Source organism: Siphonobacter curvatus (genome assembly GCF_002943425.1).
In the GTDB taxonomy this organism is placed as follows: domain Bacteria; phylum Bacteroidota; class Bacteroidia; order Cytophagales; family Spirosomataceae; genus Siphonobacter; species Siphonobacter curvatus.
Window position 1 is genome coordinate 2,279,054 of the sequence record NZ_PTRA01000001.1, and the last position, 16,882, is coordinate 2,295,935.

The following is a 16,882-nucleotide window of genomic DNA, read 5'->3' on the forward strand; positions in this document are numbered from 1 at the left end:
ACCCATGTTCTGGAATTCGTACCCGCTTATTCGGTATACGCTGGCCTTTACGGCTGGAATCATTCTCTATACGCAGACTTCACTGCCCTTAATAGCTCTAGTCCTTACCGGCTTCGTCACCCTAACCCTTTACCTCTATTTCCATTTTTTGGGAAAACAGTTATCCTGGCTGAGTGGACCGGCTGGTGTGGTGACAGTCGGGATATTAGGCTGGCTCTTTACGGCACAGGCGGACGACAGTACGCGTCCTGACTATCTTGTTCATCTTCCAGGCCCCGTTGAAGGTTATCGGGCGGTACTGAGTTCGGCGGTAGAAACGAAAAGCAATACGTTTCGGGTCACGGCTCAGGTAGAACAAGTACGCATTCACTCCCGCTGGCTGCCCGCTCGTGGCAAAGTATTACTCTTTATAGACCGCAACGTTCCGCACAAACCGGCTTACGGCAATGAGCTTCTGGTACGGAAAGCCCCCAAACGCGTAGAGCCGCCGCACAATCCAAATGAATTTAACTACCAACAGTATTTGAAATACCAGGGTATCGACTACCAGCAGTACCTGCACGTCGGCGAGTTTGTACGATTGGACAAACGTCCACCTTCCCGGTTCGTACAACTGGCCCTTCAGGTTAATGAATCCGCGACGGCCCTACTAGCCCAACAGCTGACTTCCCGAAACGAACTGGCCGTTGCCTCGGCCATGCTTCTGGGCGTACGTGACGAACTCGACAGTAATTTACTGCGAGCGTATTCGGCTGCGGGGGCGGTGCATACGCTTTCCGTATCGGGTATGCATGTCGGCATTTTGTTTCTAGTGCTGAGCTGGTTCCTACAACCCTTACGCAAAGGTTCGTCGTACAAAAAGTGGGGCTTCGTTGGGATTGTTTTTACCTTTTTATGGGGATATGCCTTACTCACGGGAATGTCTGCTCCGGTACTCCGTTCGGCGATCATGCTCAGCGTATTTGTCATTGGAGATACCTTTCGGCTTTCGCGGAATTCATTTAATACGCTGACTTTCTCGGCTTTGGTGATTCTGGTGTTTAATCCCTACGCTTTATTTCAGATGGGCTTTCGTCTTATCTATCAGTAGCGGGGATTCTGTACCTGTATCCCAGGCTGCACTGGCTCTGGCAACCAGTCAATCCGCTCTGGGCCGAGCTCTGGAGTTTATCCTGCGGGGCGGTAACCGCCCAGGTGGTTACTTACCCACTGGCCGTGTATTACTTCCACCAATTTCCAACGTATTTTCTACTCGTCAATCCACTCGTTTTAGGGCTTTCGAGTTTAGGGTTGATTGTGGGAATGTTGTACCTGTTATTATCCTTCGTCCCCGTGTTAAACGATTTTCTGTTGTATTGCCTTAAACTTTCTTTTGGCTTACTAAATCAATTGGTATTTCGTACGGAAACCTGGCCCGGTGCCCGATGGAATCGTCTGATTGTTACGGATCTTCAATTGGTACTCCTCTACGGCATACTTACTCTGTTGCTTTTGCTTTTCGCAAACCGGAGGAAAATCTATTTGTGGCCCTGTATTGCCTTGGCGTTCGTCTTTGCGTCAACCAAACTGTACGCGTACCAGCAACAGCGGAAACAACACTGGCTAGTTGTACATCACTTGAAGAAACATACGGCCGTTAGCTTCATTCAGGGTCGTAGGCTACACTTGCTTGCTGATTCCCTGCTTTATACGGACCGCCGTATGCAGGAACTTCATTTGGAGCAATTCTGGACGGCTCAGGGTATTCACCAAACGCACCATACCCTTGTTCAAACCCTCACTCCTTTTGGGCAAGCCCTCTGCTGGCAGGGTAAACGCGTACTCTTGATTCGGCACCCCCTTCCCCGCCGTACAATTTTACATAGTCAACAGATAATTGACCTTTTACTGATCAGCAACAATGCTCTACGCTACCCGCCGGATTGGCTAAGTGAATTTCCTGTCCGGCAAATTGTGCTGGATGTTACCAACAGTCGAAGCGTAGCTGAACGCTGGCGAACGTTCTGTACTGATCGAAATATTACTTGTTACGACGTTCGTACCCGGGGAGCTTTCGTAGCCTCCTGGTAAAAAATAACCCAAGAATCTTATCGGGCTGGAGCAAGCTGAATTAATTTGCGGTACAAACCGAACGAAAGCAAATGAAAAAAATTGGTGTTATTCTGCACGGCAGCGGTGTTTTTGATGGTTCCGAAATTCACGAAGCGACGCTTTCTCTCCTAGCGATTCGGGAAGCCGGAGCGGTGTACGAGTGCTACGCCCCCGATGTCGATCAATACCACGTGATCAATCATACGACGGGAGAAGAAATGCCCGAAAAACGGAATGTGCTGGTGGAATCCGCTCGCATTGCCCGGGGTGAAATCAAAAATCTGATGGAACTGGACCTCGACGCAGTCGATGGTCTGCTAATTCCGGGAGGCTTTGGAGCGGCTAAAAATCTGTCAACCTGGGCCTTCGACGGTCCCGCCGGTAGTGTACTCCCCCAAATGAAAGAAGTTATTTTAGCGGCGGTTCGTAAACAGGTCCCCATTGCTTCACTCTGCGTGAGTCCAGTAGTAGTTGCAAAAGCCTTAGAAGGCAGCGAATACCACCCTCAGCTTACGCTCGGTACGAGCAAGCAGGCATCACCTTATGATATTGCGGGATTTTCGGCGGGAATCGAAAGCGTAGGAGCTGTAGCCCAATCGGCTAGTATTGAAGAAGTCTGGGTAGACTCTACCTTGAAAATTGTAACGGCTCCCTGTTACATGATGGAAACCGACATTTTAGGCATTCGAGCCAATACAAAGCAAGCCGTTGAGCGATTACTCGAGCTCATCGGATAGCCCCTACAATCAAAAGTAACAAAGGGTAGTTAGCCGTAGCTAACCACCCTTTGTATGATGCGTCTTCTAGAAAGGCAGATCGTCCGTATCGTTGTCGGCCGGAGGCAAGGTGGGCGAAGACGGCATGTGTGTTGGCTCACTTCCGCCGATAAAGGCGTTGGTATCGACCGCATCCACTCGCCAGGCCCGGGCTTCCGTGTACCAGCGACCGTTATATTCCCGCGATTCCAGGTTAAAGGAAACCTTGATTTTATCGCCAGGGGTGTATTGTTTAAATTCAGCTACTTTGTCTCCCCAGAGAGAAAAGTTTACTTTCTTCGGATACTGTTCATCCGTTTCGATTACAAAATCCTGTTTTACCCAGGAATTACCGCTCTTGCTGGTACCCGTCACTTCCGGCAGCACTTGTTGCAGCACACCTTCAATTTCTAATGCCATTTATTTTTTCGATAAGAGGATTTGATTATCAGCACGTAGGCACTAAACCTGCCCTATGCCGATGCAAAAATAACATTCCAGACTTGCTTTTGCTTTCAAAAAAATATACTTTTGCACCACATTCATCAAGGGGCGTTGTGGTGGAATTGGTAGACACGCTACTTTGAGGGGGTAGTGCCGGTTCCGGCATGGGAGTTCGAGTCTCCCCAACGTCACATATGTGTGGGATAATATCCCGAACAAACCCGATAAATCAGCTATAAAACGCTGGTTTGTCGGGTTTTCTGCGTTTAGGCCTCTACCTCAATTTCGATACATAACCGTTATTTTCTATGCAGCGACCGCACCAAATACCATCCTACAGTTTCTCGTCAAAAACTCATTTGACCGCACCTGACCGCACCTGATTTTCTCCCTTCCATTTTCAACGTTCCTACTGATGAATATTCAATTTAAGATTCGCACCGACAAGCCTGAAAACTCAGATGGCTTTCCCATTTACATGACCCTTTATTATATGCATCAGCGGTACCTGTACTCTACCCAGTGCCGGTCTAAGACTAGCGACTGGGATTCGGTCAAGGGATTGCCTAAGAAGAAACATCCCTTTCACGAGCAGATCAAGCAAAGGATTGACAACCTTCAAGATCGAACTAAACGTCTTTTTATGGTTCGTGCTCCTTTTGGTTTTCCGTCGAACGAACAGTTACGTAGCTATCTTGACGGAGTGGATGTGCATGGGATGGCTTTATTACTTTCCAAATTCGTTGAATATCCTGGGATGTTCTTCCAGGCAGCTGACTCACTCCGGGACTTCTTAACCCTTCACCTGATTGATGTCTTACAGTTCGATAGTCACAACTACCAGGCTTATGAGAAAACCATCCGTCTTCAATACGATATTACTATTGCTGAAGCTTTACTTTCCTATACGCTCCAATTACTGGAAGGAATTGAGACGTTCGTATCCACTCCTATTCCCTGTTTACATTCGGCTCCTCAATATGATTTTTTTGAGGAATACGATCGTTTTATGGCGGATGGTATTCTGATGGGAAAGAAAGACGGTACCATGCGGCCGTACAGGGCCTTGCTAAAACTCTTGAAAAAATTTGACGAAATAAAGCCTGGCACACTCATTATTAGCGAGTATACGGCAAGTGTACACCAGAGTTTCCTGCGTTATTTGATGAGCCTTCGGGATTATCACCCCAACTATATTTCAGGCATCTGCAAAAACCTGACTGCGTTCTTTAATTGGTGTATCAAGCAAGGATATCCTCTACACAAACAGCACGCCAAGATTTCTCAAAAATACATTGAACCTCCCCGGTGCGTACTAACGATGGAGGAAGTGACGCAGATCATGGGTGTAAACGTGTTTCGCTACAATGATTATGTAGCTGCATTAAATCCAGAAGATCGATTGGGTATTCCTATGTGGAAAACAGTTGAAAAGACACGGGATAGCTTTGTGTTTGCCTGTTTTACGGGTCTACGCTACTCTGATCTTTCCAGACTTTCCGAATCGCACATTGTAGATGGAAAAGACTATGATCTGATCATTCTCCACCCTACAAAGGCCGTAACTACCCGATCAGTTAAAATTAAGAAGGTAGTCATACCATTAACGGATATCCCCCAGTCCATTCGGAACAAATACAAGAATCGACACTCAACCATAGTTCCTGTGCCTGCTGCCAGCTATTACAATTCAAGCCTAAAGATTCTAGCGACGATTGCGGGCCTTAAAGGGAGTTTTGAAACGATCGAATACGAACGAAATACACCTAAGATTGTAAATGTGCCCAAGGTCGAAGCCATCACCTCACACGTGGCCCGGCATACCTTTGCCACCCTGCTTGCCGGATTAAACATCCCTCAAAAGTTTATCCAGGACACGCTAGGCCATTCTGATCAGCGACAAACAGCTATTTATACCCACTACGTGGAAAGCGAAGCTTCGAAGCAAATTGTTCAGGCTTTTAAGAAAATAGCTTCCAGGGACCTAAGTATGCTTCTTATTAATGAAGCCTTTAAAGATTAGTTCTTACTTAGAATATGATCGCTGGGAAATGTTACCTAGTAAAAATCAGTAAATTTTTAAATAAAATATTTCCTGTTAGTACTTAATAACATACTATGCTTGTCATTTACTTATGATACATACCTATTAATAGGTATAGTAACTAACATATACAATTTTGAATTTTACATTTTAAACTTATCAATTGTACATACTAAATCAGTAATAATAAATGAATAAGCTATATCCATTATTATTTGTGCTATTTTTAGCTATATACGGATGCTCTAAAAAAGGCACTCCAATTGATAAGACAGAACCTGGAACACTTAAGCCTATTGGAAAGACAGGTCTTGCTCCAGGTCAGATCATCTTACATTCTTCTACTTCATCTTTAGTAATGCTCAAAGGCGAAACTACCCGCCTGACTCTCAGACAGGAATCCTCTATACCCTCAGATACCATACCTAGAAACTTAACTTATTTTAGCTCTAATTCATCAATTGCTACATGGCAATCTGGAGATATAGTTGCTAAAGATACAGGCACTTGTATATTAACAGTGAGAAATATCAATAGTAACATTGTCTTAATTCAAGTTTCTGTTCAGTTGCCATCCAATACTATTTTATCGCTAAGTCAACCGATGTTCGCTGATTTTAAAAAAGATATACTTATTATAGACACTGACAAGTCAAAATCAGTCGATGTATCTTCATTAAACAGAATAGGTAAGCCTGTAAAAAGCGAAATAAAGTTGATCTTTTCTAACCAAAAAGGCGATTTTGAAACAGCCCCAGGGGGACGCACAAAAGATCTTCCAGAAGAAGGATTTTACAGAGTTAGAGCTAAAGTTAATGACAAGTACCTACAAGGCGAATCTGCAGCTATTATTATAAAGTCGTCCAACTCGCTCTTATTTAATGACACAACCCTTCAAGTCTTTAACATTTTTTTAACAAAATATCCTACATTCTTCACTAGAACTAATATCCAATCTCAAAGTATTCAAGGAAATGTATTTCTTGTAAAACCTACAAATAATAATGGTAAAATAGATTTACAGTACAGTACTTTGTTCTCTCAAGTGTTAAATATAGAAACAGAAAACAATCAGATTATTTCTTCTAACGGCAGTACACTAAGTTCTGTCAAAGAAGGCTTTGGCCGTTGGCGTCCAATTTATAAAAATTTCAAAGGGCCTTGGTACGCTAGTCAAGTTTTCGTTGATTTTTCTGGAATCTGGTATTGTGAAAGTGATAAAAAAGGAAATGAAATTAGTTTAAATATTCCATTTATTCCTGAAAAAGTATTTTATGATGGTTCTGCAGGAGGTCCTTTTGAAATTTTTAAATACTACAAAATAAATGATAGACAAGTAGCTTATGCTCAATTAAACCTCGGAAAAGCTCAAATTAAAAACAAATTTAGTCCATTTAATATTATAAACACTCAAGTAGAAATTGGCCCAGTTACGGATTGTTTGATTTGCACGAATACTCCAACAACGCCTCAAAGACAGGATTGGCCCTTTGGAGCCCTCAATTTACTAAATCAGAACAGATATGGAACTTTATTTTATTCAAGTAAAGATAAGTTTATTTTAAATGACAATGAAAACTCTAGGATAGAGTTCATTAGAAAGAATGCTCAATTCGAAGAGCAAGATAAACCTGAAAAGTTCACAATTGAAGGTGTCGAAGTTTATGGAACCAAAGGAATAAAAGGAATAAATTTAATTGGAGAATATAAAGCTGAAACAAAAAATCACCTTTCTTACCAAGGGGTTAAATACCCTAACCTACCCTTGATTTTAAATCCTGACAACTCAGGTACTTTTGTTGAAAATGAAGATTATGAAGTATTAATAGTATCTACAACTACGAATAAGACTCCCTTTACTTGGCGAATTCTAACGGACGATAATGGGAATCCCCTTATGGAAACCAGAGAAAGTAGTCGATTTAAAGGGAAATCTGGATTGATCTCAATAACAATTCATAAAAAGGATGTTTCAAAAGAAACAATCTTTTATGAAATTTATAAAGATAACCTAGAACGGTATGGCTCACAATCATTCATATGGCCAATTATCATAGATGAATCTAGAAATGAAATAATTATTGAAAGGTTTTCTGGCATACTCTCGTCCTATAACGAATATGATATTAGGGTAAAAAGATTAAAATAGCAGTCAGTATCTTTATTGATGCCTTTATTTTAAACATTAAACTTATAGAATAATCACTTGATAAAAGAAAAGGCTACTAGGTAATTTATTAAAGCCGTCAGCAAATATCTGACGGCTTTAATAAAAACAGCATAGCTAGTTTATGAGTGGGTGTGGTTTCCCCTTTACTAATCCTACTTTATACACTAAAGCTGATTTAGCAGTAATATCTTTACAATCTGATCGAGCTTATCCTTATTGACCTCTATAAACTTTTCAGATACTGCTTTCATTTTCGCCATCGCCTCAGGACTGGCATCGTCCATCTTGATACCTGGCGAATCAAAGTCCAGACGGATGTATCGCTCCTCGGAATCAAAAAACCAGTACAACAGATTGACAATGAAGTCCACGACCTGAAAGGAGCCAGACATCTGAATACCGATAATGCTCTCGACCATCATCAAAGCCATCTTACCGACCAAAGTACTTTTTTTGCCCTTCTCAGCTCCTGTTCCCCAGCTGATAACGTAGGGCAGCTCTTTACAGCCCTTATTGGCTTTGAAATACTCGGCGAGCGTCATCAGCGTTGGGTTCGCTGCGAACATGCCTCCATCAATAAGCGTATACTTGTTCCATGCTTTCGAAGTAATCTCGGCAGGTTCGAAGTACGTAGGAGCCGCCATACTGGCCAGCGTAGCGTCCGCCAGATCGAAATCAAAATCAGGATCCTGTAAGGTGGTACGCTTTCCTTCGTTGGGCGGGTGATAGAAGACCGCCTGCGGGTACTGAGCCCGGAGGTAGTTGCAGACCTGAATCTGCACGTGATCCTCAAGGCCCAGATACTGTTCATAGGGATTTCGTTTGGGGTACATGATTGATCGGGAAGTTAATACTGAGGGCTTTCATTAGATTGCAAAGTTCCGTTTTCACGATATTGTTTTGGGTGAGCTTGCCTCTATCTGGATAGAAATACTCCTCATCTTTGGTTTGCTGTTGCATGGATTTAGTTTTCATTACATAAACAACGCTATAGTATATACGTTTTTGGTTTCTGGCCTGTGATGAGTGTTTTGCTGAATATTTTTAATATTCCAAAAAGTTCATAACATGCAATCACTTACCTTGCATAGCCTAATTTAACCACACATGCTATGTCTGCGACTCCTCAAACCACACCTAATCATCTGGTTGAGTATTTAATAAAACTTAAAGGTGATACCAATTACTGTACAACTATCGAAACGTTTAACAGATTCTTAACTTCTGACGGATCTATCGTCATTGAAAATAATCTGATCAAATTCAAGGGTATTGAAATAAATTATACTTTAAAATCAGGCCCAATACCCAACAAGAGTAAGATATACTATCATTTAATCTTCAAATGTCCATATACAAGTGACATTGAAATATATCTCGATTTCTTAAAACATATAAAAACATTATTGGCTTTAATATCTGACTCTCACAATATTCTCACTTTATGGGATGATACAAGCTTTTATTATGCTCAAAAATCATACCCTCTTATACATGAGATAGAAAACTTAATGAGAAAACTATTTACAAAATTCATGGTCATAAATTTAGATACTGAATGGAGTAAAAGCAGAGTTCCGTCCGAAATAAAAGCAAAAAGTGAATATAAACAATCAGGCAATTCGGATGATTATTTATATCAAACAGATTTCATTCACTTAAAAACCTTTTTGAGCACTGAAATAACGACTCCCAAGAGTCAAGATCTATATAGTAAAATAAAAAAAGCAAATACACTTGATGAATTAAATCTAGAAGAACTTAAAAGCTTTATTCCTGTTTCAAACTGGGATAAATACTTTAAGAGTATCATTAGTTGCGATCTTGACTTTATAACTTCAAGATGGGATGAATTGTATCAATTAAGATGCAAAGTTGCTCACAATAATTTCCTAAACAAAGCCGAATATCAAACAATTATAAGATTATTTGAAGATTTGAAACCTAAAATATCACAAGCAATTGAATCTCTTGACTCAATTGAAGTAGATGAATCCGATGCTAAGGTCATTACTGAAAATATAGAATCGAGTATTGAGGAATCCAATACAATTCCATCCGGTTTTGTAAGTTTAAATGAAACTTTGGAAAATTTATATACAAATAAATATATTGATGTTTTTTTATTTACTAAAATAACTGAGGGATTGATTATTAATCCAGAGTCTATTGATACGATAGAAAACGACAGTATAAAGAGGGAAATGCTACAAAGAGCCATAACTAGTATTGATCTACGTATAGAAAGATATAGAGCTCAATTACATTTCCAAGAACTAAACAGGGATAATTTTATGGAAAAGATGACATCAAAAGCAAGAATTGAAGATTTGAACCAAACAAGAAAAAAACTTATAGAAGTTTTGAGCAGATTCAATAATGAAAATGAGGAAATTACTACAAATGTAGAAGATAAATAATTTTATTAATCACTAATCTTTATAAATTGGTCACAAACGCCTATAGCAAGGATCGATTGTAATGCAGGACGATGACTATATCCTTAACAAGCGAGTTTAGAGGAACTTTTTCGTTTGTGCTAAACACGCCGATATAGCACTTGCACTAGCAGCACCATTTGACGTCATGCCTGGTTTGTTTTACTACCATTTGTAGGACTAGTCTTTGAGAACGTTTCCCTAAATCTCAAAGTCTCATCATCTTCTCCCTCTTTATTGCCAAATAGCGTAAGCCACCGCGGCACATAAGAGGGTGAAGATGATATACCGCATTATTCTGTATCGGATTGAACAAGTTGAGGTCCCTCGCCTCCTTGCGAATGCAAAAGCATTCGTTGCTGCAGGTGCTTATGAAGGTCCGGGTTATTGGTATCATTAGCGTACCGCATCAAGTTTCTAAGCTCTGATGAAACGGCACTTTTTCCGGCCCCTTCCCGTGTTTGATACCAAGGATCAATCTGTTTTTGAAGTCCTTCCAGCGTGCTGATCAGTTCCAGATTTGCTTTAGCATCAAGAAAGTGATAGGTGTAGGCATCTTCATCATCATCACCGGACGTGAAACCTTGATAGCGACGGTGTCTTTAGGCATTTCACTTAAGCCTACCGTCAGGGTACTTTTAAACGAATCTTCGATTAAGACAAAGCTCATATGGGTAGTTGTAAAGGGTTAACGATAAGTGGGTAACCGGGCTCTAAGCGTGCGGATGTTTGATTTTAGAGATACAGGACAATCCAGCGGTCAGGCTTTACCTGGATTGATACGATGGCCTTGATAAACTCCCCTTCTTTCATTTCTACCCATAGCTCACTAATGGAAGGGACCCGCTTTTCTATTATCCGTATACCCATCGGTTTTCGGGAAACACGAATCTTACTGTACCGACATCCAAGGATTTTGATTAAGGCCTGCAAGTCGTTTACGAAAGCCTCTCCTTTGATTTTTGTTAGCAGCCGAAACATGCGTTCATTGCTGACCATGTTGAGCTTTTGGGCTTCTCTGATAAAGTCCCGATACCCAGCCATGATAGGGTCTTTGTAAGTCATGATCTTGGTTTTGATAGTGGTCGTCTTTCATTTGGATCAAATGCGAAGCATGGGAAGGCCTCCTCTCCTTTGACCCAGACACTACAGGTCCCGGCCTGCATTTCGTACACGACCAGTTCTTTGAGTCCATCAAGCCGCTGGAGCGTGAGTGTGTAGCAGGTGTAGCCTTCTACGGGCCGCTTCTGCTTGGTGCGAACAATGGCAGTAATGAGATACACAGTCCCCGGCCCCTTCTTTCCCTTGTTCACTAGATACCTGCCGGGCTCGGGGACTGGATGCCCTTCGCCGATGTAGTAATACAGCTTTTTGGCTTCCCGCATGACTAATACGCTTTACCGTGCTTTCTTTCCCGGGTAGCGTTGTAAGCCATCTTCATGCGGATGTGCCAGTCCAGGTGCATTCCCTTAGAGCTTGCGTAGCTGTAGCAGCAGGAAATCAGGCTCTGCAAACATTCCGAGATGTTATTTTTATTGTACTGCCACATGATGATGCTTATTGTGGACATGATAAACTCGGAGATGTTTTCGAATTCGGTCGGTGCATGAATGGCCGTAATGTCCTCCGATTCGATCTGGTGACCGACGAGCGTATCCATGCAGCGAATGACTACGTCGGCCAACTCATCCTCTACCGTGTCTTTGACGGCAATTTTGAAGAACATTGGATCAAAGTGTGCATTCAAATCATTCATGAGCATTCGTCGCTCCTCAGATGAATTGATCTTGGCCATGGTTTTCCCAACCCGATCGGCTTCCAGGGCTTCAAACAGCTCCCCGATAGCCAGGGCAATGCATTGCTTGAGCGGTGGGACTTCATCCCAGAAGCCATTGTTGCGATTGATTTGGTGGGCTTCTTTCGCGAGGCCAGTAAGTTCAGTAATCATTGTGTTAGGGGTGTTTGGTAATAATGATACGTTTGTAGAGAATGGCTACTTTGTTTTCAGGGTCTGTAGGATGCTCCGCATACTCACAGACAATCCAATAGGGTGGCGGATGAGGCCCATAACCTCTTGGGTAAGCGTTTACGTCCCTTTTCCAGCGTTTGCCGATGGTAGTACCGGTGGGAATGGAACAGGAGTATTCGGGCAGCCCATCAAATTCCCTTTGGGTGAGCCGGATAACGGGCCAATCTTTCGTATTCAGCATAATCGCTATTTGGTGTGGCTGTAAATAGTGAGTTTTAGAATAAGCTTTGCTGCGTGCCTGATGTCCGAACGATCTCCTTCTCTAGCCTGTCAATCAGGACTCTGAACACATCGATGCGATGCTGAGCGACGTCGAAGGATACCTTACCCTTGCTGATCCAGTCAGGATACACCCGTATTCTCGTATCCAGCTCCCTTTTTAGCTCTTTCAGGGATTCTTCGAGGGTTTTGTGTTGGGGAATGGTGCTGAGCTGTTTCATCCTTGCCTCCCTTCGCCAAAGCCTCCACCCAAACCTTTGGAAACACAGGAGGCACGCTGTTACCAATGTATTTTTTCTGATCAGTCTGGGAGCCAGCCAAGTAGTAGTTAGCCGGAAACCCTTGAATGAGTTTAAGTTCCTGCACCTTCAGCATACGCATTTTGATGTCTACGATGCCATACTCGGCCATGAAGGCTTTGATTTTTCGTACGGGTTCCGAATCGCTTTCGTAGACCAGAATGGCAGGCAAGGGTCCTTTCTCCACCGTCATCACATAGGCCCAGTGACTATCTGCTGTAATCGTTGGGGCTGGACTATCCAGGGGCGTACCTACGTTAGCGAAGTTGGTGCTCATCAGATAGTGATGATTACCTGTCAAAAGCGTGGGCCCCGCCTCATCCAGTGAAGTACCTGGATTCTTGTGCATGTTGGTAAGTAACCATTCGGGCGATACGATTGATGCGGGAGCCTTGTCCTGCCGGGCGATGATCGTGTGAGCGGGCTTTTCAATGCTGTGAGAGTGGCCGCCCCACTGCGGGTCTACGATGAAGGCCTGCACCAAAGCACTATGGGGATTGACGGTAATGCAAGGGGCCGGGTCCTCAACACTCGACGGCTTGGACTGACCGTACTGTTGATCGATGAATTCAGCCGTCACGACCCTGTGCTTGGGTACAGCAGATAAGAGCAGATGCCGGAGCGTTCATGGACTAATCCTGCTGACCTTGCGAGTACTGTAAGGCAATGAACTGCTCGGCTTGCACCACACCCATTTTATCCTTGGTTGTGATCGTAGGACAGGGTTGATTCAGAGCCGTTGATTGGCTATTGCTGTGGTAGCTCAACAGGTATTCCGACTGGACCAGTCCGACGCGGTCCGTGGTCGTCAGCGTGGAGCAGGGGCTATCCGAGCTAAACGTATTATCGCCCGTTCCGTGGTATTTCATGCAAAAGGGTTCCGGACTCACCAATGACTGATTATCGCCTGCCGTAATTACCCGCGAAGGGTTTTCAACCGGATACGATTTTGCGGATGCTTCACCGCCGTAGGACTGAACTACGAAGGGTTCTCAGCTGACCAGGGCAATGGTGTTTTCAGTCATCAGGGTTTGAGCGGGCTCATCCATGCTTTTCACCCGGTTCTCAGGCGACCCGCTGTTGTAAGTCATAGCAAAGGGCTCGGGCGTTACCATCGCGTGCCCGTCCTGGGTAGTAATCGTACGGGCCGGGCGGTCGCTGGGATAGGTGTTATGCCCTTTGGAGTTAGCTCCGAATACCTGCGTCATAAAGGGCAGGACTGAAACCAAAGCCTGATGATCGACGGTCGTAATGGAAGCTGCGGGCTGGTCAGCGGAGAAGGTCATTCCCGGTCCGGAGAAATATTTGGTCAAGAATTCCCGGCGGCCACCCCCTACGTGACGGATCAGGCCTTCGAAAATCCGCTCGTAGGTTTTATCCGACAGGGGTGGGTTTCGAAAGATCGTGCGTCCCTTGTCTTCGAGTTGCAGGCACTCCCGGATGGGCCGCCACTTTTCAAGCTGCTTGCCAAACATTCCTACTTTCGAGGGGTCTTTGGCATGCGTAGGCTCGGGCCAGGCAATGGGAAGATTGCCCTTGGCAAAGATGCCAAACAACCGCGTGCGGCTCGTGTTAGCCCCGTAATCTGCTACATTACACAGGCGGGCATCGTAGCGATATCCCATTGCTTCAATACTTTGATACCAGCGAACGTAATCCGATCCTTTCTTTCTCGACACCGGCTTGCCGTTTTCATCGAGCGGTCCCCAGCTCATGAACTCCCGAACGTTTTCGATGGTGAAGTAATCGGGCATTATCACGATCAGATACATCTCCATGAAGTCAGCCAGCATGCGGCTATCGGGATCTCGAGGTTTTCCGCCTTTGGCATTGCTGAAATTCGTGCATTCCAGCGAGGCTTGAAAAACGATTTTAGCGTTCGGATATAGCTTACGACCTTCTTTGATCACGGCCAGTACCCGCTCGGGCAGGGATGAATCCCGGATATCCTCAATGAAGTGGGTTGTTTCGGGATGGTTTCTGGCGTGGGATTCGATAGCCCCATTGTCGTGATTGATGCCTACGCCCACTACGGCTATCCGGTTTCCATTTTCATTCGTTGCGTTTTCGACGCCTTCGGTTACTCCACCCGCTCCGCAGAAGCCGTCGACGTAGTAGTACTCAACCTCTTCGGGTACGATGGGTGGTTTAGGTAATTTTCTATTGCTCATTGGTATTTACTTCCTCGTCTTTTACGGAAATCCACTCGGATTCCTGGATGGTATAATCGCACATTTCGCAGTCGTGCAGGTAGGTGGGAAAGGGGTAACTATCCCGGATAACCGCGTGCTGAACGTGTCCGCAGTCGGGGCAGCGGATGACATCTGTTACGTCCATGATGATTGAATTAGAAAGTACTTTTGTACGGATTTCCTATGCGAAAAGTCATTGTTCTAAGGGCCTAAAACCACCAACTTAGGGCTATCGAAAGAGGGGTTCTGATAGGTGGCAGTCCATTTAGGTGGTTTTCTTGGTTTGACATAAATCTCAGCTAGGGTCTAGCTGGGATTTATTATTTTGCAATTGAAGAGCCTGGCAGTAAGCTATGCTAATTTCTGGCAGGCGATGGCTTCTTCAACCATTTGTAGAACGACTCCTAAGGCGTATAGTGAGCCAGGTAAGTGATCGGGCTGCACTCCTGACCAATCCCCTAATTCCTCTTCACTGTAAGCTTTAATCTTTTCAAGCTTTACCAAAGTTGAATCAGTAGACTTAGAGCTATTTTCTTCAGGACTAAGTAGGGATTTGTCAGCCTCTAACTCCTTGACGTGCTTAATAAAATGCGGCCACAGGTAATTAAAGAACCCTCTCAGCATCGGCGTATGATCATCGCCTAGACTAAATGCTTCGCCATCTGGATAGACCTTTACAAAGTGCTCGCTTTCACGATACAACTGGTGGACTACCTGCTTTCCATCATAATTTCGGCAAGAGTCCTCTACTTCTTTGATAGCCAGCTTGCCGAGCTTGGCAGGTACTGTACCGTCTTTGACATGGCGTTTAATGTCCTTAATCACCCGCTGTTCAAACAAATCGCTTTGAAAGACCTTACGTTCAAAATTACCCATCAAATACGGGTCATTGGATTTGGTTAGAAAGCTTTTCCAGCTCTCACCCGGGTGACTCCACCCACTTCCCCAGCAGCCGTAGTTTGAATTAATGGTGAGTGTAAAACCGTTGCGGTGGTGATTGGCATCAGGCCATTCGTTGATAAAGAAATAAGCCCAATCCCCGTTGTGATGCAGATAAAAGCAGAGTGGGGTTTTGTTTTCAATACTCATACTTCCTGTAAGTTTTGGGGTTGCAAAAAATGGTTTTGAGAAAGCCAGAGCTCATCGAGTGGATGGAACTTGCCGTTTTCGGCGATGTCCTTCTCCCGGGCCAGCCGCTCGGATAGCTCACGCTGATCGGAATCCCGGGTGGCTTTACGGGTATCTTTAATCAGGTAGACGATGTAGCCGAAGCCGATCGAAATAGCGAGTACTGCATAAAAATTTTCCATTACTAGAATTTCAAAGGTTAGTTTTCATCACTCATGGTCACAGAAGGCCTCAAACTTGGGCTAGAAGCCTCGAACTCTATCCAGTTGAACATCTCCCCCAACCGATCAGCAAAACGCCCGCCATACGCCTTTTTCAAATCTTCCAGACTTCCGTTGGTGGTGGCATGGAATCGGAAGTACTGCCCGACGCACTTGCTGTAAATCTTTTCGAGTAGCCCCTGCATCACGTTCTGGCGATCGGAAAAGTGGTGGCCTTCGCCTTCCGTACCCAGATCATCAAAGCACCAACCAATGGCATCATGCCAGTACTGCGAGCGGTAGGCGTTGGGAGCAGGACGAGTAAATACGGTAATGCCTTCTTCTCCTCCACCCTTGCTACTTTTGAACCGCTCGACGACATCACGAACCGAAAAGACATTGAAGGGCTCTACGGCAAAGTTTCTGTCCCCCAATTGCAGGTTGCCAAGGATTTCCATAAGCCTGGTCTTTCCGCAGCCTACAGGCCCAGTGAGCAGCAGACCTTTGCTAAGCGAGAAGTTTAATCCTGCCGACCGGCCTAGTTCCTCAAAGCGGGGGTCTTTTGCCAAGTACAGACACAACAGCGGCAAGATTCCTCCGTAGACCTCAGCCGAAAAGGGCTTGTCCCAATGTTCAGCCACTGCTTTCAGCTTTCCTGCTTCGGTGATCAGTTTAAGGATCTGGCTTGAGCTTAGTTCGGGCTTTAAGCTTTTAGGCATCCGTACGGCATCCAGGTAAGCAGCATTGCGACGATGAATCTGCAGGCGTTCCCGTTTTCTCTCCCGTTCTTTCTGGACATCTTCCTGAGTAGGCTCCCGCTTAAGCTTTAATCGCTTTTTGAGATTTTGCATTTCGTACTCACTGAGCTCAGGC

The 16,882-nt window shown here is 44.4% G+C and carries 18 protein-coding genes, 1 tRNA gene and 1 pseudogene; 6 read left to right on the top strand and 14 right to left on the bottom strand.

Translation table 11 applies throughout. From position 1 onward, the window contains the following. The first annotated feature begins 4 nt into the window (after window positions 1-4). Together C5O19_RS26250 and elbB are read left to right on the top strand one after the other, a co-directional pair. Window positions 5-2,070: pseudogene (locus C5O19_RS26250) on the top strand (ComEC/Rec2 family competence protein). 71 nt (window positions 2,071-2,141) lie between these two features. Next, on the top strand, window positions 2,142-2,828 hold the full coding sequence (gene elbB / locus C5O19_RS09425) for an isoprenoid biosynthesis glyoxalase ElbB (protein ID WP_104711595.1): 687 nt from the start codon (window positions 2,142-2,144) through the stop codon (window positions 2,826-2,828). Window positions 2,829-2,894: 66 nt separating this feature from the next. On the opposite strand, the gene C5O19_RS09430 is transcribed toward elbB, so the two are convergent. After that, complete coding sequence (locus tag C5O19_RS09430; RefSeq protein ID WP_094808997.1) at window positions 2,895-3,266, bottom strand: DUF3127 domain-containing protein; 372 nt, start codon at window positions 3,264-3,266, stop codon at window positions 2,895-2,897. A gap of 131 nt (window positions 3,267-3,397) precedes the next feature. On the opposite strand from C5O19_RS09430, the gene C5O19_RS09435 reads away from it, so the two are divergent. From C5O19_RS09435 to C5O19_RS09445, 3 genes are all read left to right on the top strand, one after another. Next, a tRNA-Leu gene (locus C5O19_RS09435) sits at window positions 3,398-3,481 on the top strand. Between the two features lie 224 nt (window positions 3,482-3,705). Further along, complete coding sequence (locus C5O19_RS09440) at window positions 3,706-5,313, top strand: site-specific integrase (RefSeq protein WP_104711596.1); 1,608 nt, start codon at window positions 3,706-3,708, stop codon at window positions 5,311-5,313. Window positions 5,314-5,524: 211 nt separating this feature from the next. After that, window positions 5,525-7,483: a hypothetical protein gene (locus C5O19_RS09445; protein ID WP_133163336.1), complete on the top strand. Its 1,959-nt coding sequence runs from the start codon at window positions 5,525-5,527 to the stop codon at window positions 7,481-7,483. A 185-nt stretch (window positions 7,484-7,668) separates the two neighbouring features. On the opposite strand, the gene C5O19_RS09450 is transcribed toward C5O19_RS09445, so the two are convergent. Then, window positions 7,669-8,337 (bottom strand): patatin-like phospholipase family protein, encoded by a 669-nt coding sequence (locus C5O19_RS09450; protein WP_104711600.1) that lies wholly within the window; start codon window positions 8,335-8,337, stop codon window positions 7,669-7,671. Between the two features lie 279 nt (window positions 8,338-8,616). On the opposite strand from C5O19_RS09450, the gene C5O19_RS09455 reads away from it, so the two are divergent. Further along, complete coding sequence (locus C5O19_RS09455; RefSeq protein ID WP_104711601.1) at window positions 8,617-9,924, top strand: HEPN domain-containing protein; 1,308 nt, start codon at window positions 8,617-8,619, stop codon at window positions 9,922-9,924. A 526-nt stretch (window positions 9,925-10,450) separates the two neighbouring features. Here the strand turns inward: C5O19_RS09455 and C5O19_RS25985 are convergent. The 12 genes from C5O19_RS25985 to C5O19_RS09505 form a co-directional block, all read right to left on the bottom strand. Further along, window positions 10,451-10,612, bottom strand: coding sequence for a hypothetical protein (locus C5O19_RS25985; protein ID WP_165795988.1), 162 nt, complete (start codon window positions 10,610-10,612; stop codon window positions 10,451-10,453). A gap of 65 nt (window positions 10,613-10,677) precedes the next feature. Continuing rightward, window positions 10,678-11,007: a hypothetical protein gene (locus C5O19_RS09460; RefSeq protein ID WP_104711603.1), complete on the bottom strand. Its 330-nt coding sequence runs from the start codon at window positions 11,005-11,007 to the stop codon at window positions 10,678-10,680. Then, window positions 11,004-11,327 (bottom strand): hypothetical protein, encoded by a 324-nt coding sequence (locus tag C5O19_RS09465; RefSeq protein ID WP_104711604.1) that lies wholly within the window; start codon window positions 11,325-11,327, stop codon window positions 11,004-11,006. The genes C5O19_RS09460 and C5O19_RS09465 overlap by 4 nt, the downstream gene beginning before the upstream one ends. Before the next feature lie 2 nt (window positions 11,328-11,329). After that, a complete protein-coding gene (locus C5O19_RS09470) occupies window positions 11,330-11,890 on the bottom strand; it encodes a nucleoside triphosphate pyrophosphohydrolase family protein (RefSeq protein WP_104711606.1) in 561 nt (186 codons plus the stop codon). 4 nt (window positions 11,891-11,894) lie between these two features. Beyond that, entirely contained in the window at window positions 11,895-12,152 is a 258-nt protein-coding gene (locus tag C5O19_RS09475; RefSeq protein ID WP_104711608.1) for a hypothetical protein, read from the bottom strand. A gap of 161 nt (window positions 12,153-12,313) precedes the next feature. Next, window positions 12,314-13,069, bottom strand: coding sequence for a DNA cytosine methyltransferase (locus tag C5O19_RS09480; RefSeq protein ID WP_104711609.1), 756 nt, complete (start codon window positions 13,067-13,069; stop codon window positions 12,314-12,316). Window positions 13,070-13,121: 52 nt separating this feature from the next. Next, window positions 13,122-13,358 carry a hypothetical protein gene (locus C5O19_RS09485; protein ID WP_104711611.1) on the bottom strand — a complete coding sequence of 79 codons (237 nt, stop codon included), beginning with the start codon at window positions 13,356-13,358 and terminating at the stop codon, window positions 13,122-13,124. A gap of 123 nt (window positions 13,359-13,481) precedes the next feature. After that, window positions 13,482-14,660, bottom strand: a complete 1,179-nt coding sequence (locus C5O19_RS09490) for a DNA cytosine methyltransferase (protein WP_104711612.1) — start codon at window positions 14,658-14,660, stop codon at window positions 13,482-13,484. Beyond that, window positions 14,650-14,826, bottom strand: coding sequence for a hypothetical protein (locus C5O19_RS25990; RefSeq protein WP_165795989.1), 177 nt, complete (start codon window positions 14,824-14,826; stop codon window positions 14,650-14,652). Before C5O19_RS25990 ends, C5O19_RS09490 begins: the two co-directional genes overlap by 11 nt. Window positions 14,827-15,032: 206 nt before the next feature. After that, window positions 15,033-15,770, bottom strand: a complete 738-nt coding sequence (locus C5O19_RS09495) for a hypothetical protein (RefSeq protein ID WP_104711614.1) — start codon at window positions 15,768-15,770, stop codon at window positions 15,033-15,035. After that, entirely contained in the window at window positions 15,767-15,991 is a 225-nt protein-coding gene (locus tag C5O19_RS09500; RefSeq protein ID WP_104711616.1) for a hypothetical protein, read from the bottom strand. The genes C5O19_RS09495 and C5O19_RS09500 overlap by 4 nt, the downstream gene beginning before the upstream one ends. A 17-nt stretch (window positions 15,992-16,008) precedes the next feature. Next, window positions 16,009-16,860, bottom strand: coding sequence for a P-loop NTPase family protein (locus tag C5O19_RS09505; protein ID WP_165795990.1), 852 nt, complete (start codon window positions 16,858-16,860; stop codon window positions 16,009-16,011). Between the last annotated feature and the right edge of the window lie 22 nt (window positions 16,861-16,882).